General features: G+C 71.6%; 19 protein-coding genes, 1 tRNA gene and 1 pseudogene. 16 read left to right on the top strand and 5 right to left on the bottom strand.

Features of this window, described 5'->3' with window-relative positions:
• Positions 1-203: 203 nt before the first annotated feature.
• The 3 genes from OG766_RS02035 to OG766_RS02025 are packed head-to-tail and all read left to right on the top strand — an operon-like array spanning position 204 to position 3,796.
• On the top strand, positions 204-719 hold the full coding sequence (locus OG766_RS02035; protein WP_328724391.1) for a PadR family transcriptional regulator: 516 nt from the start codon (positions 204-206) through the stop codon (positions 717-719).
• Positions 716-1,498, top strand: a complete 783-nt coding sequence (locus OG766_RS02030; protein WP_328724390.1) for an ABC transporter ATP-binding protein — start codon at positions 716-718, stop codon at positions 1,496-1,498. Before OG766_RS02035 ends, OG766_RS02030 begins: the two co-directional genes overlap by 4 nt.
• 3 nt (positions 1,499-1,501) lie before the next feature.
• Complete coding sequence (locus tag OG766_RS02025) at positions 1,502-3,796, top strand: ABC transporter permease (protein WP_328724389.1); 2,295 nt, start codon at positions 1,502-1,504, stop codon at positions 3,794-3,796.
• A gap of 69 nt (positions 3,797-3,865) precedes the next feature.
• On the opposite strand, the gene OG766_RS02020 is transcribed toward OG766_RS02025, so the two are convergent.
• Positions 3,866-5,053, bottom strand: coding sequence for a hypothetical protein (locus OG766_RS02020; protein ID WP_328724388.1), 1,188 nt, complete (start codon positions 5,051-5,053; stop codon positions 3,866-3,868).
• Between the two features lie 249 nt (positions 5,054-5,302).
• Positions 5,303-6,583: an ATP-dependent Clp protease ATP-binding subunit ClpX gene (gene clpX, locus OG766_RS02015; RefSeq protein ID WP_328724387.1), complete on the bottom strand. Its 1,281-nt coding sequence runs from the start codon at positions 6,581-6,583 to the stop codon at positions 5,303-5,305.
• Positions 6,584-6,679: 96 nt separating this feature from the next.
• On the opposite strand from clpX, the gene OG766_RS02010 reads away from it, so the two are divergent.
• Positions 6,680-7,792 (top strand): TetR/AcrR family transcriptional regulator, encoded by a 1,113-nt coding sequence (locus OG766_RS02010; RefSeq protein WP_328724386.1) that lies wholly within the window; start codon positions 6,680-6,682, stop codon positions 7,790-7,792.
• Positions 7,793-7,842: 50 nt separating this feature from the next.
• On the opposite strand, the gene OG766_RS02005 is transcribed toward OG766_RS02010, so the two are convergent.
• Complete coding sequence (locus OG766_RS02005; protein ID WP_328724385.1) at positions 7,843-9,675, bottom strand: ATP-binding SpoIIE family protein phosphatase; 1,833 nt, start codon at positions 9,673-9,675, stop codon at positions 7,843-7,845.
• Here OG766_RS02005 and OG766_RS02000 point away from each other — a divergent pair.
• Positions 9,646-9,771: transfer RNA gene (locus OG766_RS02000), tRNA-His, on the top strand. The two genes, OG766_RS02005 and OG766_RS02000, sit on opposite strands and share 30 nt — an antisense overlap.
• A 318-nt stretch (positions 9,772-10,089) precedes the next feature.
• On the opposite strand, the pseudogene OG766_RS36675 reads toward OG766_RS02000, so the two are convergent.
• Positions 10,090-10,446, bottom strand: a pseudogene (locus OG766_RS36675) (histidine kinase); the annotation flags it as partial.
• 278 nt (positions 10,447-10,724) lie between these two features.
• A complete protein-coding gene (locus OG766_RS01995; RefSeq protein WP_266377182.1) occupies positions 10,725-12,008 on the bottom strand; it encodes a Tm-1-like ATP-binding domain-containing protein in 1,284 nt (427 codons plus the stop codon).
• Positions 12,009-12,141: 133 nt separating this feature from the next.
• Here OG766_RS01995 and OG766_RS01990 point away from each other — a divergent pair, with 133 nt between their 5' ends.
• The 11 genes from OG766_RS01990 to hypA all read left to right on the top strand — a co-directional run bounded on the left by OG766_RS01990 (position 12,142) and on the right by hypA (position 21,828).
• Entirely contained in the window at positions 12,142-12,432 is a 291-nt protein-coding gene (locus OG766_RS01990; protein ID WP_266377185.1) for a hypothetical protein, read from the top strand.
• Positions 12,433-12,610: 178 nt separating this feature from the next.
• On the top strand, positions 12,611-14,320 hold the full coding sequence (locus OG766_RS01985; RefSeq protein WP_328724384.1) for an enoyl-CoA hydratase-related protein: 1,710 nt from the start codon (positions 12,611-12,613) through the stop codon (positions 14,318-14,320).
• A 59-nt stretch (positions 14,321-14,379) separates the two neighbouring features.
• Complete coding sequence (locus OG766_RS01980; protein ID WP_266377191.1) at positions 14,380-15,468, top strand: hydrogenase expression protein HypE; 1,089 nt, start codon at positions 14,380-14,382, stop codon at positions 15,466-15,468.
• 97 nt (positions 15,469-15,565) lie between these two features.
• Positions 15,566-17,344 carry a nickel-dependent hydrogenase large subunit gene (locus OG766_RS01975; RefSeq protein ID WP_266378370.1) on the top strand — a complete coding sequence of 593 codons (1,779 nt, stop codon included), beginning with the start codon at positions 15,566-15,568 and terminating at the stop codon, positions 17,342-17,344.
• Entirely contained in the window at positions 17,341-17,922 is a 582-nt protein-coding gene (locus tag OG766_RS01970) for a hypothetical protein (RefSeq protein WP_266377193.1), read from the top strand. Before OG766_RS01975 ends, OG766_RS01970 begins: the two co-directional genes overlap by 4 nt.
• Positions 17,919-18,584: a DUF5947 family protein gene (locus OG766_RS01965; protein WP_328724383.1), complete on the top strand. Its 666-nt coding sequence runs from the start codon at positions 17,919-17,921 to the stop codon at positions 18,582-18,584. Before OG766_RS01970 ends, OG766_RS01965 begins: the two co-directional genes overlap by 4 nt.
• Positions 18,581-19,222: a DUF6084 family protein gene (locus OG766_RS01960; RefSeq protein WP_266377199.1), complete on the top strand. Its 642-nt coding sequence runs from the start codon at positions 18,581-18,583 to the stop codon at positions 19,220-19,222. The genes OG766_RS01965 and OG766_RS01960 overlap by 4 nt, the downstream gene beginning before the upstream one ends.
• Positions 19,219-20,625 (top strand): hypothetical protein, encoded by a 1,407-nt coding sequence (locus OG766_RS01955; RefSeq protein ID WP_328724382.1) that lies wholly within the window; start codon positions 19,219-19,221, stop codon positions 20,623-20,625. Before OG766_RS01960 ends, OG766_RS01955 begins: the two co-directional genes overlap by 4 nt.
• Positions 20,622-21,140: a hydrogenase maturation protease gene (locus OG766_RS01950; RefSeq protein ID WP_328724381.1), complete on the top strand. Its 519-nt coding sequence runs from the start codon at positions 20,622-20,624 to the stop codon at positions 21,138-21,140. Before OG766_RS01955 ends, OG766_RS01950 begins: the two co-directional genes overlap by 4 nt.
• A gap of 10 nt (positions 21,141-21,150) precedes the next feature.
• Complete coding sequence (locus OG766_RS36670) at positions 21,151-21,261, top strand: DUF6893 family small protein (RefSeq protein ID WP_423246995.1); 111 nt, start codon at positions 21,151-21,153, stop codon at positions 21,259-21,261.
• A gap of 174 nt (positions 21,262-21,435) precedes the next feature.
• Positions 21,436-21,828 carry a hydrogenase maturation nickel metallochaperone HypA gene (gene hypA / locus OG766_RS01945; RefSeq protein ID WP_266377207.1) on the top strand — a complete coding sequence of 131 codons (393 nt, stop codon included), beginning with the start codon at positions 21,436-21,438 and terminating at the stop codon, positions 21,826-21,828.
• Position 21,829 lies beyond the last annotated feature (1 nt).

Below are 21,829 nucleotides of genomic sequence, written 5' to 3'. Positions count from 1 at the left end.
GTTCCTCCTTGCACACCGGCGCCGGGCATCGTCGTCCGCGTCAGGGGCATGTATACCCGTTAGGCATGGGCGATACTAGGCCCCGTATCGGATGACGAGAGCGATCCGGGCCACACGGCCGGACGGCGGACGCGGTGCGGAACGCCCTCGGCAGGCAGTCGGACCATGCCGGCAGGCGGACACCAGGGAGGAGGGGAGCACACGTGCGTCTGCCCCTCCTGGCGCTCCTCTCCCGGGGCCCCGCCCACGGCTATGAACTCAAGCAGGACCTTGAGCAACTGCTGGGTGCCGCGTACCCTCAGCCGAACGTCGGCCAGATCTACGTGACGCTCGGGCGACTGGAGAAGTCGGGGCTGATCGAGGGCGAGGAAGTCGCCCAGTCGAGCCGGCCCAACAAGAAGATCTACCGACTCACCCAGGCCGGGACGGAGGCGCTGCGCGCCTGGTTCGAGGACACGGCGGACGAGCCGCGGGTACGGGACGAGTTCTTCATGAAGCTCGCGCTCGCCCCCAGGACCGGACTCGCCGACCAGATAGCCCTCATCAACAGGCAGCGACGCGAGTACCTCAACACCATGCGCAATCTGTCGAAGCTGTCCGCGACCGAGAACCGGGACAACCGCATCGCCCAGCTGCTGATCGAGGGAGCCATGCTGCATCTGCAGGCCGACCTCGACTGGCTGGAGCGCTGCCAGGAGGAGCTGGAGGGGCTGGAATGAGCCACACCGCCGACCACCCCGCCGACCAGGACGTTCCCGCCCAGGTGCCGCTGCTGCGGGCCGAGGGACTCGTCAAGACCCACCACGGCGAGGGCGCCCCCGCCCACGCCGTACGCGGAGTGGACCTGTCCGTACGGCACGGGGAGTTCGTCGCCGTCACCGGCCCCTCCGGAGCAGGCAAGTCGACACTGCTGCATCTGCTCGGCGGACTGCAGCGGCCCGACAGCGGAAGCCTGTGGCTCGACGGCGAGCGCACCGACTCCTACAGCGAGGCCCGCTGGGCGATGGAGCGGCGCCGCCGGATCGGCATCGTCTTCCAGTTCTTCAACCTCGTGTCGAACCTCACGGTCGCCGACAACGTCGAGCTCCCCGCCCTGCTGGCCGGCACCGGCCCCCGGCAGGCCCGCGCCGAACGGGAGAAGCTGCTGGCCGAGCTGGGCCTGGAGGGCAAGGCACGCAGCATGCCCGGCGAACTGTCGGGCGGCGAGCAGCAGCGCGTCGCGCTGGCGCGTGCCCTGGTCAACCACCCGCGGCTGCTGCTGGCCGACGAGCCGGCCGGCAGCCTCGACAGCAAGGGCACCCGCGAGGTCATGCGCCTGCTGTCCCGCTTCCACCAGCGCGGCCAGACCATCCTGCTCGTCACCCATGACGCGCGGCTCGCCAGCGCCGCCGACCGGGTCATCAGCTTCTTCGACGGCCGCATAGCCGACGACGCCGAGCTGGGCGGCACGCCCTCCCGGGGCACCGGACTGGCCGGCGTCCTCGAACTGAAGGACTGACCCGTGCGGGCCACCCTGCGCTGGGCACACGCCGATCTGCGCACCCACCGGGGCGAGGCGCTTTTCATCGTCTCCGCCACCGCCGGAATCGTCGCCGCGCTGCTGCTCGCCGCCGCGCTCTTCGGCTACGCCACCAACCCCTGGCAGCGGGTCTTCGCCCAGTCCCACGGGGCGCACGTCTGGATCCACACCGGCCCCTCCGCCGACCCCGGCCGGCTCGCCCGCCTGGACGGCGTCGAGACGGTGTCCGGCCCGTACAGCACCTCCTCGGCCACCGTCGCCTCCCGCGGCGCCCGGGCCGCCGTCGAACTGCGCGGCGCCGGCGCCGAGCCGCCCGCCACGGGCCGTCCCCTGCTCACCTCCGGCCACTGGCTCAGCCCCGGCACCCCCGACGGCGTCGTCCTGGAGAGCAGCCTCGCCCGTGCGCTCGTGGCCGGGCCGGGCGACACCCTGACCGTGTCCGGCACCTCCGGGGCCCTGACCGTCCTCGGCGTCGCGGACAGCGCCGAGCCCCGTTACCGCGCCGGCGAGCGCTCCGGCACCGTATGGGCGCTCCCCGACCGGGTACGGGGGACCGGTGACCGGCCAGGGCACGTCATCGGGCTGCTGCTCACCGACCCCGACGACACCGACTACGCCGTGCAGCGCGCCGTCACCGTCCTCGGCGCCGGAGCCGTCACCGACGTCTCCAGCTGGCAGCAGGCGCGGGCCGAGGCCCAGGGCGACACCCGGCTGCTCGGCCAGGTGCTCGGGCTCTTCGGACTCGGCGCGCTGCTCGCCGCCGCGCTGGCCGTCTTCGGCGCGATCAGCACCCGCGTGCGCGGCCATCTGCGGGACATCTCCGTCCTCAAGGCCATCGGCTTCACCCCGGGCCAGGTCGTACGCGTCTTCCTCGTCCAGCACCTGGCGTTCGCCGTCCTCGGGGCGGTCGTCGCCACCGTGCTCACCGAGACCCTCGGCAGCCGCGTCCCCGGCAGGCTCGGCGAAGCGGTCGGCGTCTGGCAGGGCCTTCCCGGGCACACCGCGGTACTGCTCGCGGTGCCCGTCGCCGCCGTGCTGTTCATCGGCGCCACCACCTGTCTCGCCGCATGGCGGGCGGGACGCGTGCCTCCCGTGCCGATGCTCCCGGCCGGGGTCGTCCGCGGCGGCAGGCTGTCCGGGCCCGCCCGAAGAGCCCTGGGCCTCGGGCTGCCCCCGGCCCTGGTCCTCGGCTGGCACCGGGCCTTCGCCCGCGGCCCGCAGGCGCCCGCCACCATCGTCCGGCTGGCCCTGCCGCTCCTGCTGATCACCGTCGCGCTGAGCGCCTGGACCACCATCGCCCGCTTCGAGAGCAAACCGGAAGAGCTGGGGCTCGCCGCCGCCCTCACCGCGCGGGCCGACGCCGGCCTCGGCGACCGCGAGGCGCTCGGCCTGCTCGACGCCCACCCGCAGGTCGCCGCGGCCCATCCGGGCGTCGAGGTCGCCGCGCTCGTCCCGGGCCAGACGGGCACCATCGCGCTGCGCGGGCTCGGCACCCGAGAGCAGCCCTATCCGTTCACCGTCGCCGAGGGCCGGGCGGCGCACGGCCCCGACGAGGCGGTGGCCGGACAGGGGCTGCTCGATCTGCTCGGCGTACGCGTCGGCGACTGGGTACGGATGACCGTCGGCGGACACCCCCAGATCCTGCACATCGTCGGCCGCAGCATCGAACCGGAGAACGGTGGCCGGACCGTCTCCACCTCGCTCGACACCCTCCGCGAGAACGACCCCGACCTGCGCGCGACGCTCTTCCAGCTCCAACTGCGCCCGGGCGCCGACCCGGCCGAGGTCCGCACCGAGCTGACGGACGCCTCCCGGGGCAGGCTCGACATCCACGAGGTCACCAGCCCCGCGGACCGGCTCTCCCCGATGCGCGGCGTCGTGGCCGGTCTCATCGCCGTACTCGCCCTCATCGGGCTCACCGAACTGTCGACCGCGATCGGCGGCAGCGTACGGGAGGGGGAACGGGACCTGCTGGCCCTGAAGGCGATCGGGCTCTCCCCGCGCCAGATCACCGCGGTCACGGTCTCCGCGGTCGGCTGCACCGCGCTCGCCGCCGCGATCGCCGGAGCGGCCCTGGGGGTGCCCCTCGCCCGCTGGCTGATCGACGCGGAGGGCCGCTCCAGCGGTATCGGCGCCGGAATCGCCCAGGCCCCGTCCCCGCTCCATCTGCTGTTGCTCGCGGCCGCCGCCGTCCTGGGCGCGACCGCCCTCGCCGCACTGCCCGCCGCGCGCGCCGCGCGCCGCAGACTCGTGGACACCCTCGGCGCGGTCGCCTGACACCGTCGCGTACGGGCGTCATGGGCGCGCCGGGAACACCGGCAGATGGACGGGGCGTGGTGCCGCGGCTCAGGGCGAACCGAGCGAATGCCACTCCGACCACTCGTCGTCGTCGTTCGGGACGGTCTGCCACATGTACCGATAAGTGCCGTCGTGGAAGGGGGCGAAGACCTCGATCTGGTCATGGCGGTTTCGCACCACAGCGAGATGACCTGCCGGGCTGCCGCCGAGCGGTTGCCAATCCGACCAGCCGATGAGGTCGTTGCGGAGGCCGGTCTGCCAGATGTGCTGAAGGACGCCGTCCTTGATCGCGAAGACCTCCAGCCGTCCATCGCGATTCGGGACGACCGCCGGCTCGTCCACGATGTTGTCGCCGAGCGGTTGCCAACCGGCGGGAGACCACGCGCCGTTGGCGGTGAGCTGCCAGATGTGCAGGAGGACGTGATCGGTGCTGCGGGCGAAGAGCTCCATCCGGCCGTCGGCATTGAGAGCGAACACCGGGAAACCGTCCAGCTTCTGGCTTCCGGGGAGCTTTGCCCAGGACTTCGCCCATCCGTTGTTGGCGGCGGTCTGCCAGATGTGCTGAAGTGCCTGGTCGCGGTCGCGGGCGAAGACCGCCAGTCGCCCATCGGCGTTCTGGGCGGCCACCGGATTGCTTACCAGGTAGCCGCCCAGCGATGTCGGAGGGAACCACCCGTTGATGTTGGGCCGCTGAGAGTCGTGTTCAAGACTGTAATCGGGGTTGCGGACGAAGACCTCCAGCCGGCCGTCGGCATTCTGATTGACCGAAGGGTTGCCGAAGCCTGCGACGAAGAGCACCTTCCAGCCCGACCAGTCGTACTCGTTGTTGGGGTCCTTCTGCCAGTTGTGCTCGAGGTTTCCCTGGCCCTTCACGCCCGTGGGGAAGAGGGCGAAGACCTCCAGCCGGCCGTCGCGGTTCGGAGCGACCACGACCCTGCTCGCTCCCTTCTGGGAGTCACCGAGTGTCTTCCACTCCGACCAGTCGGTGTTGTCCGGGTTGAGCTGCCACGTGTGCTTGACGGTACCCTCGGAATTCCGGGCGAAGACGTCCAGTCGGCCGTCCAGGTTGCGACCGACCCAGGAGAACGTCGTGCCGTACTGCACAGCAACTGTGGTGGCCATAACACTTCCCGCTTTCTGACTCGGCGATTGTCCGCGCGGTGACATGGAGAGCGCGACGACATGGGAACCACTCGCAGCGCGTCGGCCAACGACGCATTGCCGCGGCGAAATCACGGCAGCAACTGCACCTGGGCAAGCCAACTGCGAGGTTGTTGCTCGACCATCGGATTTCGTGAGATCAGAGAGGCTGCGTACCGGAGACCCTTCGGCGCCGTCCAGATGATGGAAGATGGCGCGAATCCCTGTCGCTCCAAAGCCTTTTACGACGATACGCTCGACTCGGTTCCTTCGCATGCCGGTCCTGCACGAGGACGCCGAGCGCCGAGTTCACCGGCCGACACCGGCGACCAGGAGCATCCCCACTCAGGCCGGCTGGTCCCCCAGTTGCTCCGGCGGCCGGCGGGTGACGACGAGCGGGCCGGCGTACTCCCGGACCGTGTGCTCGCCGATGACGACCTTGACCACGTCCTCGCGGCTGGGGATCTCGTACATCACGGGCCGCAGGACGTGCTCCATGATTCCCCGCAGCCCCCGCGCGCCGGTGCCGCGCAGGACGGACTTCTCGACGATGGCCTCCAGCGCCCCGTCGCTGAACTCGAGCTCGACATTGTCCATCTCGAACAACCGCTGGTACTGCTTGACCAGAGCATTCCGCGGCTCGGTGAGGGTCTTCAGCAGGGCGGCCTTGTCGAGCTTCGACACCCGGGCGATGACGGGGAGCCTGCCGATGAACTCCGGGATGAGCCCGAACCTGATCAGGTCGGCCGGCATCACCCGGGCGAACACGTCTCCGTCGTCGGTCCCGCCCGAATCCCCGTCGCCGGGCCCGACCTGGGCGGCGAATCCCAGGCCGCGTCGGCCCACCCGGTCGTCGATGATCGTCTCCAGACCCGCGAACGCGCCGGCCACGATGAACAGCACGTTCGCCGTGTCGATCTGGATGAACTCCTGGTGGGGGTGCTTGCGGCCGCCCTGCGGCGGCACCGAGGCGGTCGTGCCCTCAAGGATCTTCAGCAGGGCCTGCTGCACACCCTCGCCGGACACATCGCGCGTGATCGACAGGTTCTCGCTCTTGCGCGCGATCTTGTCGATCTCGTCGATGTAGATGATGCCGGTCTCGGCGCGCTCCACGTCGTAGTCGGCGGCCTGGAGCAGCTTCAGCAGGATGTTCTCCACGTCCTCGCCGACATATCCGGCCTCGGTGAGCGCGGTGGCATCGGCGATGGCGAACGGCACCTTCAGCAGCCGCGCCAGGGTCTGCGCCAGATAGGTCTTGCCGCAGCCGGTGGGGCCGAGCAGCAGGATGTTGGACTTGGCCACCTCGACGGGATCGTCCCCGTCCTCCTTGTCGCGGACCCGCTTGTAGTGGTTGTACACGGCCACGGCCAGGGACCGCTTCGCCGCCTCCTGGCCGATGACGTACTCGTCGAGGAAGCGGTGGATCTCCGCCGGCTTGGGCAGTTCGACGAGCGGGGTCTCGGTGACATCCGCCAGCTCCTCCTCGATCAGCTCGTTGCAGAGCTCGACGCACTCGTCGCAGATGTGGATGGCGGCGGGCCCGGCGATGAGCTTCCTCACCTGCTTCTGGCTCTTCCCGCAGAACGAACACTTCAGCAGTGAGCCCTCGTCACCGATGCGTGCCATGTACGTGCCCAGCCCCCTCCGGATGGTCTCGTCATCCAGATGTTACGGTGATTTGTGTGCCGCGGGGACGGCGGCACAACGCGGACGGGGAGAACGATGGCGCGGCTCACCAGGGCGGAGACGCAGGAGCGGACCCGTGCCAACGTGCTGGCCGCCGCCCGGGGCGAGTTCGCCGCGAACGGCTTCCGGGCCGCGAGGATCGATGCCATCGCCGAACGGGCCGAACTGACCCGAGGCGCGGTCTACTCCAACTTTCCCGGCAAGCGCGCCCTGTACTTCGCCGTCCTCGCCGACCTCGCCGAGCGCCCGCCCGCGCCGGGCGGGCCGGCTCCGCAGCCGGGCCGCACGGCGGCCGAGGCGCTCGGCTCGCTCGCCAGGGCCTGGGCCACCCGGCTTGCACCCGAGGGCCAGGACATCGCGACCGCGCGGCTCGGAGTGGACCTGATACCGGAGATCGTGGCGGACGAGCGTCTGCGACCGCCGTTCCTCCAGCTCCAGAAGCTGAACGCGCTCCTGGTCGCGCTGGCGCTGGAAGGCGTCCGGCCGTACGAAGCGGTTCCCGGGGCGCCGCCACGCCGTGCGGTACGACTGGCCGAGACCGTCCTCACCACGCTGCACGGCGCGAGCCGGATGGCCGCCGCCGCGCCCGGCTTCATCGAGCCCTTCGACGTCGTCAGCGCCTGTGAGCAACTGGCGGGGCTCGACCTGAGCGACTGGTGGGCGCCGCCCACCACGGCCCTGCCCGCACGGCTCGTCGACGAGCCGTGGGCACCACCGGGAGCGAGGGACCTCGTGCGCGGCGGGCCGGCGCTCCTCACCGGTGACGGCGTGGTGGCCGTGCTGGGTCTGCACCGGCTGTCCGCCGTCGAGGAGGCGGTCCGCGCCACCCCGCCCGGTACCCCCGTCACCGCCGTCCTCGTCACCGGCGAGCCCGGCGAGCTGGCACCACTGGCCCGGCTGATCGTGGCGGAGCTGAGCGCGTGCCTGCGCGAGGCCTTCCCGCGCTCGTCGTGGCCGCGGCTGCAAGTGGTGTGCGATGCCTCGGGAGCCCTCGCCGCGGCTGCGGGCGTCAGCGCCGTCGACGACACCACCGAGTCCGCCGTCCTCATCGACGCGGGCCGTGTCCGCTCACGGGCCGAGGGCCCCGCCGCCTGTCACGCCGTGTCCGTCTCCGTCTCCGCCTCCGTGGCGCAACCGACCGCCGGCTGACCCGGACGCCCTCTCGGGCGGGCGGCCGGGCCTGCGCAGGGGCCGGCGGCTCAGAGGGGTTCGGTGTCGAAGAGGCGCAGCAGTGCCTCGCCGTCGGCCTCAGGATCCGAGGTCGTGCCGGGGAGAGGCTGCTCCGCCCAGATGATCTTGCCGTCGGCGGTGTACCTCGTACCCCAGCGTTCGGAGAGCTGGGCCACGAGGAACAGCCCTCGTCCGCCCTCGTCCGTCGTCGCGGCGTAGCGCAGATGCGGCGACGTGCTGCTGCCGTCGGCCACCTCGCAGGTCAGCCCCTCGTCGTACAGCATCCGGACGCGGATCGGCTGGGTGCCGTAGCGGATCGCGTTGGTGAGCAGCTCGCTCAGGATCAGTTCGGTGCTGAACGCCAGCTCGGTCAGCCCCCAGTCCGTCAGCTTGGCGACGGCCGCGGCGCGCATGCCGGCGACGGCGCTGGGGTCCGACGGCACGTCCCACTCGGCGATCCGGTCGGCGCCCAGAGCGCGCGTGCGCGCGATGAGCAGCGCCACGTCGTCCTTCGGGCGCGCAGGCAGCAGGGCGTCCAGTACGGCCTTGCAGGTCTGCTCCGGTGTGCGGTCGGCATGGGCGAGGGCGCGGCGCAGCAGCTCGATGCCGACGTCGATGTCACGGCTGCGGTCCTCGATGAGCCCGTCGGTGTAGAACACGAGCTCGGTCCCCTCGGCGATCTCCAGCTCCGCGCTCTCGAACGGCATGCCGCCCAGCCCGAGCGGCGGTCCTGCCGGCAGCTCGGGGAACTCCACCGTGCCGTCGGGCCGGACCAGCGCGGGCAGCGGGTGCCCCGCCCGGGCCATGGTGCACTGCCGCGAAACCGGGTCGTAGATCGCGTAGATACAGGTGGCCCCGGTCATCGCCGGGCCGTCCGGACTGCCGCCGAGGCCCATCTCGTCCTGGTCGATCCGCCCCACCAGGTCGTCGAGGTGGCCGAGGAGCTCGTCGGGCGGCAGATCGAGCGTGGAGAAGTTGTGCACCGCGGTACGCAGCCGCCCCATCGTCGCGGCCGCGTGCAGCCCGTGACCGACGACATCGCCCACCACCAGGGCGACCCGGCTGCCCGGCAGCGGGATCACGTCGAACCAGTCGCCGCCCACCCCGGACTGCGCGGGCAGATAGCGATGCGCCACCTCGACGGCGCTGTGCTCCGGCAGCGCCCGCGGCAGCAGGCTGCGCTGCAGCGTCACGGCCAGGGCGTGCTCGCGGGTGTAGCGGCGGGCGTTGTCCACGGACACCGCGGCGCGCGCCACCAGCTCCTCCGCCAGCGAGAGGTCGTCCTCCTCGAACGGACCGGGCTTCTCCGAGCGCCAGAAGTTGGCCACCCCCAGGACGGTTCCCCGGGCCTGCAGCGGCACGGTGATGAGCGAGTGGATGCCGTACTCGACGATCGCCTTCGTGCGCTCGGGATCCTGCGCACGCCAGCCCAGCGCCCTCGACAGATCCGGCACGACCTCCGCGCGGCCGGTGCCGAGCCCGCGGGCCTGCGGCGTCGACGGCAGGAACGCGATCAGCCTGCCCCGCTCGTAGAGCGGATGGTCGTCACGGATGCCGCTGACGGCGGTGCGGCGCATCTCCGACGCGGAACCGTTGGGCTCCTCCCCGTTCAGGACGGGATCGGCGAGGTCGACGGTCACGTAGTCGGCGAAGGAGGGGACCGCGACCTCGGCCAGCTCCTCGGCGGTCCGCGCGACATCCAGCGTCGTGCCGATGCCCACGCCCGCGTCGTACAGCAGCTGGAGGCGTTTGCGTGCCACCTCGGCCCGGCCCGTCAGCGCCTGGAGCTCGGTGGAGTCACGAATGGTCGCGACCGTGCCCAGCGGACCGCCGGGACCGTCCGTGGACCGCTGGTTCACCACCAGCAGCCGGTCCCCGGCCGTGAGCACCTCGTCCGTGGCCGCTCTGCCGGAGGCCAGCAGCTCGGCCGTCGCGGGTTCGAGTCCCGTCAGGTCCCGCACGGGCCGGCCCTCGCAGTCGGATCCCAGCCCGAGCAGGCGTCTGGCCTCGTCGTTCGCCAGCAGGAGCCTGCCGTCACCGGCGACGATGACGACGCCTTCCCGTACGGCGTGCAGAACGGCGTCGTGGTGTTCGTACATGCGGGTCATCTCGGTCGGCCCGAGACCGTGGGTCTGGCGTTTCAGCCGTCTGGTGGCCAGCGCCGTGCCCGCCGTGGCCAGCGCGAGGCCCGCCGCGCCCGTGCCGAGGATGACCGGCAGCTGCTGGTTCACCTCGCCGGTCACGTTCTGCACGGTGAGACCGGCGGAGACCAGCGCCTCGACCTTGCCGTCGGGCCCGGTCACGGGGACCACCGCCTGCACCTCCCGGCCGAGCGGGCCGTCGACGCTCTCGAGGATCACCTCGCCCCGCAGGGACGGTTCGATGGTGCCGACGAAGCGGTGCCCGATCCGCTCCGGCTGCGGATGGGTGTACCGGATGCCCTTGGTGTCCATGACGACGATGAAGTCGACGCCCGCGCGCTTGCGTGCCTCTTCCGTTATCGGCTGGAGCACCTTGGACGGATCGGGCGAGTTCAGGGCATCGCTGAGCCCGGGGGAGTGCGCAAACGATTCCGCGACCGCGATCGACCGGTTGCGTGCCTCACGGTCGCTGTCGTGCCGGGTCTGGAGCACCAGGGCGAGGATCGTCCCGAGAACGAGCAGCACCACGACCGCCACCTGGAGGATGAAGACCTGCCCGGCGACGCTCCTGGGGCGTTTGCCGATCAGTGGCCGAACCGACACGCCCCGCAATCGGTCGAAGCGCCTGATCACGCTGTCCTTTCTAGCACCGCTTGGCCCCGTGGGGCTATATGCGGAAACAGCCGGTCACGGGCAGGTGTACGGTCCGGGACCGGGGTCCGGCGGCGCCGTCGGCACTCCGGACGCCGTGAATCCCGGCCGCGCACCCGTCAGGCGCAGTCCTCGGCGGACGCCTTCCCGGCGCCGGTGATCAGCCGGTGCAGCCGCTCCGCCGCGGCACGCCCGAAGGCCGGGTCATTGATGTGGGTGGCGAAGTCCACCACTTCCACAGTGCTCTCTCGCAGCCCGTCCCGCAGCGCCGCGAACAGTGCCGCGTCCGCGACCGGGTCGTGGTACGGCCCTTCCGGCGCCCCGAGAGTCGACAGCCCGCGCAACGGGACGCACACCTCGGCCGGTCCCGTGGCGTCCCGCAGCTTCGAGGCGATGCCCCTGCCCAGTTCGGCGCACTCCGGCGCGGTCGTACGGATGACGGTGATGGACGGGTTGTGGACCCGCACGTCGCGGTCGCGCAGCCGCGCCGGAAGCGAGTCGACCGGGCCGAACTTCACCATGTCCAGTGCGCCCAGGCTCACCACCTGCGGAGTGCCCCGGCGGCCCGCGGCGCGCAGCCGGTCCGGGCCCGCGGTCAGAATGCCCCCGACCAGCTCGTCCGCCAGTTCGCTGAGCGTCAGGTCCAGCACGCCCGCGAACAGCCCCTGTGCGGCCAGCGATTCGAGCGTACGACCGCCGGCGCCGCTCGTGTGGAACACCAGCACCTCGTAGCCGAGCTCGGTCAGCCGCTCCCGTGCCGCGTCGACCCCGGGGGTCGTCACCCCCGCCATGCTCGCCGCCACCAGCGGCCTGCCGCCCGAGCCGGAACCGCCCGCGGCGAGGCTCTCCGGCCGCAGCGCCCGGGGAGCGGCGGCGAACCCCTTCGCCATGCCGGCGACGGCGTCGACGGCGTTCGCCAGCACCGGGGCCGAGATCGTGTTGACGCCGGCGATGTCGACCACGCTGTACATCATCGTGATGTCCGTGGCGCCGACGTACGGCGAGACATCGCCGGAGGCCATCGAGGAGACCATCAGTTTCGGTACGCCGAGGGGCAGTCCCCGCATGGCCCGGGTCGCGATGGACGTACCGCCGCTGCCGCCGACGGCCAGCACACCGTGCAGCCGGCCCGCCTCGTACAGACGAAGGACGATCTCGGCCGCGCCGTGGGCCATCGTCGTCACGGCCGCACCACGGTCCCCCTCGGCCCGCAGCCGGCTGAGATCGGCGCCCGCCGCCCAGGCCACCTGGGCGCGCGGGACGTCCGCACGTAACCGGGGCTCGCCCATGACGCCGGCGTCGATGACGACGACCTCGACTCCGTGCCGCAGCAGCCGCTCCCGCAGCCACCCGTACTCGATGCCTTTGGTGTCGAGGGTGCCGAGCAGCGCGACGATCGTCATGCCGACAATGTCCGGGACGATCGACAAAGCGACAAGGGCGCCTCACGTGCCGGTCGGCGGGCCGCCCGCCGCCCTGCGGACCACCGTGCGGCGGACTTACGCTGGATTACGCGTGCCACCGCGGAGGTGTGCCATGTCGCGCAACCATCACTTCCACGTCGACCGGGGCGATCACTCGATCACCGTGAACGTCGGCCCAGGCAGGACCGGGGGCATCGAGCTCCTGGTCGACGGCAAGGTGATCGCGTACCGGCGCGAACACGGTACGGGGACGACCGTGCTGAGCGGCGAGCTGCCGGACGATCCCGTCCGCGGGTTCGTCATCCGGGTGCACCAGCCGCACCTGGTGCGGATCAAGCCCGGCTGCACGCTGGAGCTGGACGGCGTGGAGTTCCCCATGCCGGAGCGGTACACGGCCTTCTGAGGCCGAGGGCCGCCGGGCCCGGCCGCGGTGCCACCGGCGCCGCCGATCGGTCGCGCAGGTGGTCGCTTTCGAGTGACCCCGGCGGCTCCGTACCGGCCGCGGCGGCCCGCTGGGGCGGACGATCGCTGACGGCCGGATCCCCCACCGGCCGTCAGCCGCCGGATCGGTGAAGGCCGCCATGCACATCCTGCTCATCGCCAGTGCCTACAACAGCCTCACCCAGCGAGTCCACGCGGAACTGCGGGACCGCGGACACACCGTCGCCGTGGAGCGCACGCCGCACGGCGATGCCGTGCGGGACGCCGTCCGCCGGCACCGGCCGCGGCTCGTCGTCGCCCCCATGCTGAAGACCGCCGTCCCGCGCGATGTGTGGACCCGGCACACCTGTCTCGTCGTCCACCCGGGACCCGTCGGGGACCGCGGGCCGTCCTCCCTGGACCGGGCCGTCCAGGAGGACGTCCGGTCCTGGGGTGTCACCGTGCTCCAGGCGGACGAGGAGATGGACGCCGGCGCCGTGTGGGCCACGGCCGACTGCGTCCTTCCGCCGCTCGCCAAGAGCGATCTGTACCGGGGCGAGGTCTCCGACGCGGCACTGGCCGCCGTCCTGCTCGCGGTCGAGCGCTTCGCCTCCGGTACGTACACGCCCCGGCCCCAGGACCCCTCGGCGGTCGAGATCAGGACCCGGCCCTACCTCCGCCAGGAACACCGGCGGATCTCCTGGGAGGACGACCCCACCGAGACCGTCCTGCGCACACTGCGCGCCGCCGACTCCCAGCCGGGGGTGCTGGACGAGCTGCTCGGCGGCGAATGGTTCCTTCACGGTGGGCATCCGGAGGATCGGCTGCGGGGCCGGCCGGGAGAGCTGCTCGCCACCAGGGCCGGCGCCGTCTGCCGCGCGACCACCGACGGCGCGGTGTGGATTCCCGAACTGCGCCCGCGCCGCCGCCCGCAGGGGCCGGCCGGCGTCAAACTGCCCGCCACGCTGGCCCTCGCCGGCCGCCTCCCGGCACTGCCGGAACGTCCCGCCCCGCTGCACCTCGGCGACCGGCGCCGCACCTGGACCGACATCCGGTACCGGGAGGAGGGGCACGTCGGCCTGCTGTCGTTCTCCTTCCCCGGCGGTGCGATGAGCACGGCGCACTGCCGCCGTCTGCTCGACGCCTACCGCGTGGCCTGCTCCCGGCCCACCTCGGTACTGGTGCTCGGAGGCGGCAGGGACTTCTTCTCCAACGGCATCAACCTCAACGTCATCGAGGCGGCCGCCGACCCCGCGGCCGAGTCCTGGGCCAACATCAACGCCATGGACGACCTGGTGGAGGCCGTCCTGACCACCACGGACCGACTGGTGGTGGCCGCTGTCGGCGGCAACGCGGCCGCGGGCGGGGTCATGCTCGCGCTTGCCGCGGACGAGATCTGGTGCAGGGCGGGTTCGGTGCTCAACCCGCACTACCGCCTCATGGGCCTGTACGGCTCGGAGTACTGGACGTACTCCCTGCCCCGCCGGGTGGGCGCTCCCCTCGCCGAGCGCCTCACCCAGGACGCGATGCCGGTGACGGCCACCGCCGCACTGCGGTACGGGCTGGCCGACCGGGTCGTCGACTGCGGCCCACAGGATTTCACCGGCGAGGTCACCCGGCTGGCGGCACGACTCGCACCGTTTCCGGCGACCGCGTCCCGGATCGCGTCGAAGAAGGCGGAACGCGAGCGCCACGAGGCGACGAAGCCCCTTGCCGCCTACCGCGAGGAGGAACTGGCCCGCATGCTCCGCACCTTCTCCGACCCCACGGCTCCGTACCACCGGCTGCGCCGGGCGTTCGTCCGTAAGGAACCTCCGGATGGCACCCGGCCGGACGAAGCCGCGGTGGCAGCCGGTTCGGCAGCCTGTTAGCAAGAGAAGAAGGCCCGCATACGGGTTCTTATGTCGCATACCTCCCAGGAGACGCCCACATGGATGCAGGAACGCCGACCACGGTCGACGCCGCGGCCTCGTCCGGCGCGGCCGCAACCGACGAAAAGCCGATCCATATCCTCTGGATCAACGCGGGTCTCAGCTGCGACGGCGACTCGGTCGCGCTGACCGCCGCCATGCAGCCGAGCATCGAGGAGATCGTGCTCGCCGGGCTGCCGGGACTGCCGAAGATCCAGGTCCACTGGCCGCTCATCGACTTCGAGTGCGGCCCGGTCGGCGGCGCCGACACCTTCATCGAGTGGTTCTTCAAGGGCGAGCGCGGCGAGATCGACCCCTTCGTGCTCGTCATCGAGGGTTCCGTGCCCAATGAGTCGATCAAGCAGGAGGGCTACTGGTGCGGCTTCGGCGACGACCCGGAGACCGGCCAGCCCATCACGACCAGCGAATGGATCGACCGGCTGGCCCCCAACGCGCTCGCCGTCGTCGCGATCGGCACCTGTGCCACCTACGGCGGCATCCACGCGATGGCGGGCAATCCGACCGGCGCGATGGGCGTGCCCGACTACCTGGGCTGGGAGTGGAAGTCCAAGGCGGGCATCCCCATCGTCTGTGTGCCCGGCTGCCCGATCCAGCCCGACAACTTCGCCGAGACGCTGACGTATCTGCTCTACCAGGCGGCAGGCTCCGCGCCGATGATCCCGCTCGACGACAAGCTCCGTCCCACCTGGCTGTTCGGCGCCACCGTGCACGAGGGCTGCGACCGGGCCGGCTACTACGAGCAGGGCCAGTTCGCCGAGACGTACGACTCGCCCCAGTGCCTGGTCAAAATCGGCTGCTGGGGCCCCGTCGTCAAGTGCAACGTGCCCAAGCGCGGCTGGATGAACGGCATCGGCGGCTGCCCCAACGTGGGCGGCATCTGCATCGCCTGCACCATGCCCGGCTTCCCCGACAAGTTCATGCCGTTCATGGACGAGCCGCCCGGCGGCAAGCTCTCCAGCACCGCGAGCGGCGCGTACGGCGCGGTGATCCGCAGGCTCCGCAACATCACGGCCAGGACCGTGGACAAGGAGCCCAAGTGGCGTCACACGGGAGAGAAGATCACCACCGGCTACCGCCCGCCGTGGTGACGCACCCCCAGGACACCGGCCCCACCAGCTCCTGCTCGAAGACCTGAAGCTCGAAGACCTGAAGCTCGAAGACGTGAAGAAGGGCACCGCAGACACGATGGCGACACAGGCGAAGAAGGCCGGCGACGGCCTGGTGGAGATGTCCTGGGATCCGATCACCCGGATCGTGGGCAGTCTCGGCATCCACACGAAGATCGACTTCAAGCAGAAGCGGGTCGCCGAGTGCTACAGCACCTCGTCCGTCTTCCGTGGCTACAGCGTCTTCATGCGGGGCAAGGACCCGCGCGACGCGCACTTCATCACCAGCCGCATCTGCGGCATCTGCGGTGACAACCACGCCACCTGCTCGGTCTACGCGCAGAACATGGCCTACGGGGTGAAGCCGCCGCACCTCGGCGAATGGATCATCAACCTCGGCGAGTCCGCCGAGTACATGTTCGACCACAACATCTTCCAGGAGAACCTGGTCGGGGTCGACTACTGCGAGAAGATGGTCCGCGAGACCAACCCCGGTGTCCTGGAGCTGGCGGAGCGCACCGAGGCGCCGCACGCCGCGGAGCACGGCTACCGCACCATCGCCGACATCATGCGCTCGCTGAACCCGCTCGAGGGCGAGTTCTACCGCGAAGCCCTCCAGGTGAGCCGCTACACCCGGGAGATGTTCTGTCTGATGGAGGGGCGCCACGTGCACCCCTCCACCCTGTACCCGGGCGGCGTGGGCACGGTCGCCTCCGTCCAGCTCTTCACGGACTACATGACCCGGCTCATGCGCTACGTCGAGTTCATGAAGCGCGTCGTCCCGCTGCACGACGACCTCTTCGACTTCTTCTACGAGGCGCTGCCCGGCTACGAGGAGGTCGGCCGCAGACGGGTGCTGCTCGGCTGCTGGGGAGCCCTCAACGACCCGGAGTACTGCGACTTCACGTACGCCAACATGACCGACTGGGGACGGAAGATGTTCGTCACCCCCGGCGTCATCGTGGACGGCAAGCTCGTCACCAACGACCTCACCCAGATCAACCTCGGCATCCGGATCCTGCTCGGCAGCTCGTACTACGAGGACTGGGAGGGCCAGGAGCAGTTCGTCACCCACGACCCGCTCGGCAACCCGGTCGACCCCCGCCACCCCTGGAACCAGCACACCATCCCCGCCCCGCAGAAGCGGGACTTCGACGACAAGTACAGCTGGGTCATGTCCCCGCGCTGGTTCGACGGCAAGGAACACCTGCCCCTGGACACCGGAGGCGGCCCCATCGCCCGGCTCTGGTCCACGGCGCTGTCCGGGCTCGTCGACATCGGCTACGTCAAGGCCACCGGCCACAGCGTCGTCATCAACCTGCCGCGCACGCTCACCAAGCCGGAGACCACCTTCGAGTGGAAGATCCCGCAGTGGAGCAACGCGCTGGAGCGCAACCGCGCCCGCACCTACTTCCAGGCGTACGCCGCCGCCGTCGCCCTGCACTGCGCGGAGAAGGGCCTGGAGGAGGTACGCGCCGGGCGGACCCAGACCTGGGAGAAGTTCGACGTACCGGACGAGTCCATCGGAGTCGGCTTCACCGAGGCCGTACGCGGCGTCCTCTCCCACCACATGGTCATCAGGGACGGCAAGATCGCCAACTACCACCCCTACCCGCCCACCCCCTGGAACGCCAGCACCCGCGACACCTACGGCACGCCCGGCCCCTACGAGGACGCCGTGCAGAACACCCCGATCTTCGAGGAGAACCCGCCGGAGAACTTCAAGGGCATCGACATCATGCGCGCCGTCCGCAGCTTCGACCCCTGTCTGCCGTGCGGCGTCCACATGTACGTCGGCGGCGGCAAGACCGTGAAGTCGATGCACGTGCCCACCGGACTGAGCGGTCTCGCCGGATGAGCGCGGTCACCGCGGAACAGGCGGGCCGGCGCGTCGAGGAGATCCTCGACCGGCTGGCGGCCGGCGGCGACGAGCGGGCGTGCACGGCCGCGGAGGAACTGGTGCGGGTCCTGATGGACTTCTACGGAGCGGGGCTGGCCAGGACCGTCGAGCTGCTCGGCCACCCCGCCGGCGGACAGCACGAGGCGGAACCGCGGCCCGCACCGCTGTCCGGACTGCTCGGCGACGGACTCGTCTCCAGCCTGCTGGTCCTCCACGACCTGCACCCCGAGGACATCCCCACCCGGATCGCGCGCGCCCTGCGCGGGGTCCAGCACTCGCTCGAATCGGCCGGATTCGACGAGACGACCGGAGTCCTGCGGCTGCGCCTCACGGGCTCGACGGGCTGCGGCTGCCCCAGCACGCAGGAGGTCGCCCGGCAGGCCGCCGTGGAGGCACTCGCCTGCTTCGCCCCCGAGGTGACGGCCGTGGAACTGGATCCGGTCGCCGCCCCGCGCGAGCCGGCGCTCCTCCAGATCGGCATCGGCCCGCCGGACAGCGCAGTCGCCGCCGGCCGGTCCCCGGCCGCGGCGACGTGAGCGCGTACCCGAAGGGTTCGGGGCGGCCGCGGCCCGCCCCGGACCTCCGCGGACTGCGCCGCTTCACGGCGCCCCGGGCGCCTCGCGAGGAACGCTGCGAACTGTGCGGCGTACCGCTGCCCGACGACCGCCACCGGCACCTGGTGGACACCGAGCAGCGGCGGCTCGCCTGCGCCTGCGTCCCGTGTGCCCACCTCCTGGACCGGCCCGGCGCGTCGCAGGGACGCTTCCGGGCGGTACCCGGCCGCTACCTCTCCGACCCCGGTCACCGGATCGACGACACCACCTGGGAACTTCTGCGGATCCCGGTCGGAGTCGCCTTCTGCTTCCGCAACTCCGCACTCGACCTCCCGGTCGTGCTCTACCCGAGCCCGGCCGGCGCGACCGAGAGCGAGCTGGAGCCCTCGTCCTGGGAGACCCTGCTCGCCGCCACACCACTCGCCGGCATGCTCGAACCCGATGTGGAGGCCCTGCTGTTGCGCCGCACCGACGACCGCACCGAGTGCCATCTGGTGCCGGTCGACAGCGCCTACGAACTGGTGGGCCGGATGCGGCTGAGCTGGCAGGGCTTCGACGGCGGGGCGGAGGCCCGCGCCGGTCTCGACGCCTTCTTCGACCGCGTACGCCGACAGGCCACCCCGCTCCAGGAGAGCAGGTCATGACCCACCTCACCTTCACCTGTACGGGAGTACGGGCGGATCCGTACGCCGCAGGACCCACGCTCGTCTTCCGGCTGCGGATCACCGCCTCCGAGGGAACGCGGGTCCACGCGCTCGCCCTGCGCTGCCAGTTGCGCATCGAACCGGCCCGCCGCGGCTACGCCGACGACGAGGCCGACGGAGTGCGAGACCTCTTCGGGGAACGCTCACGCTGGGGCAGCACCCTGCACCCGCTGCAGTTCGCACAGGTCTCGGTCATGGTGCCCGGCTTCACCGGAGAGACCGAGACCGACCTCGTCGTGCCCTGCACCTACGACATGGACGTCGCCGCGACCCGCTACGCGCACGCGCTGAGCGAAGGCGAGGTGCCGCTGCTGATGCTCTTCTCCGGCACCGCGTTCACCGGCGCCGGCGGCTTCCATGTCGAACCGGTGCCCTGGGACCGGGAGGCGTCGTTCCGGATGCCGGTGAAGATCTGGCAGGAGATGCTCGAGCAGCACTTCCCCGGCTGCGGCTGGATCCGGCTGCCCCGCGACAGCATGGACGCCCTGCTCGCCTTCCGGTCGCGGCGGGCCCTGCCGTCCTGGGAGAGCACCATCGCGGCGCTCCTCGACGCGACGGACGAGAGGACGGCCCCATGACCACCGCCGTGTTCACCCCGGCGACCGAGGCCCGGCTCGCCACCGCACGCCAGGTGGCCGACGCCGTGCTCTTCGAGGGCTATGTGCTGTACCCGTACCGGGCCTCGGCCGCCAAGAACAGGCTGCGCTGGCAGTTCGGGGTGCTCGTGCCGCCCGCGTGGAGCGCCGGCTGCGAGGAGCACGAGTTCCAGCACACCGAATGCCTCATGGAGCCGAAGCCCGGCGCGAGCCTCGCGGTCGAGATCCGCTTCCTGCACACGCAGCGGCGCATCGTGCAACAGGCAGGCGCGGACGGCGCGTTCGAGACGGTCGGCGAGCTCCGCCTCCACGACCGGGTCCTGGTCCCGTGGGACGAAGGCCTGGAGGAACGCGTCGAACTGACCGTGCCCGTGAGCGCGCTGGCCGGCGAGGGCGCGGTCATCCCCTTCACCCGGCCCGCCGGCGAGGAGACCGAACCCGTCCAGGACGGCGCCGGTCGCACGGTGGGCAGGCTCGTACGCCGCCGGGAGGAGATCAGCGGGGTCGTACGCCTCTCCGCGGCCGAACTCGACGGCCCCTACCGGACGATGCGGCTGACCGCCGTCGTGGAGAACACCAGCACCTGGATGCCGGAGCCCGGCGCGGAACGCGACGCGGCGCTGCCGCACTCGCTGGTCGCCAGCCATCTGCTGCTGTGCCTGGACGCGGGCGCGTTCCTCTCGATGACCGATCCGCCCCAGTGGGCCAAGGGCGCCGTCAAGGCCTGCCGGAACCTGCACACCTGGCCCGTCCTCGCGGGCGAACCCGGCCGTGCGGACCTCGTGCTCTCCTCGCCGATCATCCTGGAGGACCACCCGGCCATCGCGCCGGAGAGCCCGGGCGCCCTGTACGACGCGACCGAGATCGACGAGATCCTGGCCCTGCGCACCGCGGCCCTCACCGACGAGGAGAAGCGGGAGGCCCGGGGCACGGACGCCCGGGCGGCGGCCGTCGTCGAGCTGGCCGACTCCATGCCCCCCGAGGTCCTGGAGCGGCTGCACGGCGCGGTCCGCAGCCTCAAGGAGATCAGCCGGCCTGGACCCTCGGGGTTCGGCGAACACGGCACCGCCAGACCGGAAACGCCCTGGTGGGACCCGGGGGGCGACACGGACGTCGACCCGGAGCACGATCAGGTCGTGGTCGGCGGCGTGCCGGTGGGCGCCGGCAGCCGGGTCGTACTGCGGCCGGGGCTGCGCCACAGTGACGCCCAGGACCTCTTCCTGCACGGCCGCGCCGCCCTGGTCGAGGCCGTCCTGCACGACGTGGACGGCGGGGTGCACATCGCCGTGACCGTCGAAGGCGATCCCGGCGCCGACATCCGCCGGGAGCAGGGCCGGTTCCTGTACTTCCAGCCCGACGAGGTCGAACCCCTGGGGGCGTCGTGAACGGCAACCGGACGCTCGTCGCCGGCGTCGGCAACATCTTCCTCGGCGACGACGGCTTCGGCGTCGAGACCGTACGCGCACTCACCGGCCGTCAACTGCCGGGCCACGTCGAGGTCATGGACATCGGCATCCGGGGCGTCCACCTCGCCTACCAGCTCCTCGACGGCTACGACACCCTCGTCCTCGTCGACGCGACCGCGCGCGGCAGCGAGCCCGGAACGCTCCATCTGATCGAGGCCGGCACTCCCGACGGGGCGAGCACACCCGACGGTACGGGCGGCATCGCGGACGGCGTGCCGCTCGACGGCCACCGGATGTCACCGGACGCCGTCCTCGCCCTGCTGGACACGCTCTGCGCGGGCACGGGAGCCCACCCGCCGCGCCGCACCTTCGTCGTCGGCTGCGAACCCGCCCGCGTCGACGAGGGCATCGGACTCAGCCCGCAGGTGGCCGCCGCCGTACCGGAGGCCGTCCGGATGGTCATGGACCTGGTGCACCACACAGCCCTGACATGAGGAGCACACCGTGAACAAGAAAGTCGTCGGCGGAGCAGCCGCCGCTGTCACCGCGCTGGCCGCCCTCGTCAAGGGGTTCTTCCCCGACCTCAAGCGTTACCTGCGCATCCGCAGGATGTGACGCGGCGTCGCCCGGGCGGACGCGGGCGCCCGGCGGCTGCACCGAACGGCGTACGCAACCGGGTGGCCTCGGCGTGCCGGTCGGCCGGGTCCCCACGGTCGCGCCTGTAATGGGCACGGCCGCGTCGCCTGTCATCGGGCCGCACGGGCCGACTGCCCCGCAGGACGGAGACCGATGCACGAGATGTCCATCGCGCTGGCCGTCGTCGACCAGGTCGAGGAAGCGGCGCGCTCCCACGGCGCCACCGCGGTGCGCACCGTACGCCTGCGGATCGGCGAACTGGCCGGAGTGGTCCCCGACGCGCTCGCCTTCTCCTTCCAGCTCGCCTGCGAAGGCACCGTTCTGGAAGGAGCCGCGCTGGTCACCGAGCCCGTTCCCGGCCGTGCCCGCTGCGAGGCGTGCGCGGACGAATGGGCGGTGGGCATGCCACCGCGGCTGTGCTGTCCGGAGTGCGGGCAGGCGACCGCGGAGCTCGTCGCGGGCCGCGAGCTGCGGATCGCGGCCGTGGAGTGGGACGACGACCCCGCGGACGTACGCGTCCGCCAACCGATCTCCGAGGAGGGCTGAT

This window comes from Streptomyces sp. NBC_00259 (assembly GCF_036181745.1).
Taxonomy (GTDB): Bacteria; Actinomycetota; Actinomycetes; order Streptomycetales; family Streptomycetaceae; genus Streptomyces; species Streptomyces pratisoli.
The sequence above is the reverse complement of the archived record's forward strand: the minus strand, read 5'-3'. Positions and strand labels throughout refer to the sequence as shown.

What these genes read in the sequence shown, in the direction of transcription:
- OG766_RS02030 (WP_328724390.1), top strand. Translation starts at nt 716, where the DNA reads ATGAGCCACACCGCCGACCACCCCGCCGACCAGGACGTTCCCGCCCAG.
- clpX (WP_328724387.1), bottom strand. Translation starts at nt 6,583, where the DNA reads ATGGCACGCATCGGTGACGAGGGCTCACTGCTGAAGTGTTCGTTCTGC.
- OG766_RS02010 (WP_328724386.1), top strand. Translation starts at nt 6,680, where the DNA reads ATGGCGCGGCTCACCAGGGCGGAGACGCAGGAGCGGACCCGTGCCAAC.
- OG766_RS01995 (WP_266377182.1), bottom strand. Translation starts at nt 12,008, where the DNA reads ATGACGATCGTCGCGCTGCTCGGCACCCTCGACACCAAAGGCATCGAG.
- OG766_RS01990 (WP_266377185.1), top strand. Translation starts at nt 12,142, where the DNA reads ATGTCGCGCAACCATCACTTCCACGTCGACCGGGGCGATCACTCGATC.
- OG766_RS01985 (WP_328724384.1), top strand. Translation starts at nt 12,611, where the DNA reads ATGCACATCCTGCTCATCGCCAGTGCCTACAACAGCCTCACCCAGCGA.
- OG766_RS01980 (WP_266377191.1), top strand. Translation starts at nt 14,380, where the DNA reads ATGGATGCAGGAACGCCGACCACGGTCGACGCCGCGGCCTCGTCCGGC.
- OG766_RS01975 (WP_266378370.1), top strand. Translation starts at nt 15,566, where the DNA reads ATGGCGACACAGGCGAAGAAGGCCGGCGACGGCCTGGTGGAGATGTCC.
- OG766_RS01970 (WP_266377193.1), top strand. Translation starts at nt 17,341, where the DNA reads ATGAGCGCGGTCACCGCGGAACAGGCGGGCCGGCGCGTCGAGGAGATC.
- OG766_RS01960 (WP_266377199.1), top strand. Translation starts at nt 18,581, where the DNA reads ATGACCCACCTCACCTTCACCTGTACGGGAGTACGGGCGGATCCGTAC.
- OG766_RS01955 (WP_328724382.1), top strand. Translation starts at nt 19,219, where the DNA reads ATGACCACCGCCGTGTTCACCCCGGCGACCGAGGCCCGGCTCGCCACC.
- hypA (WP_266377207.1), top strand. Translation starts at nt 21,436, where the DNA reads ATGCACGAGATGTCCATCGCGCTGGCCGTCGTCGACCAGGTCGAGGAA.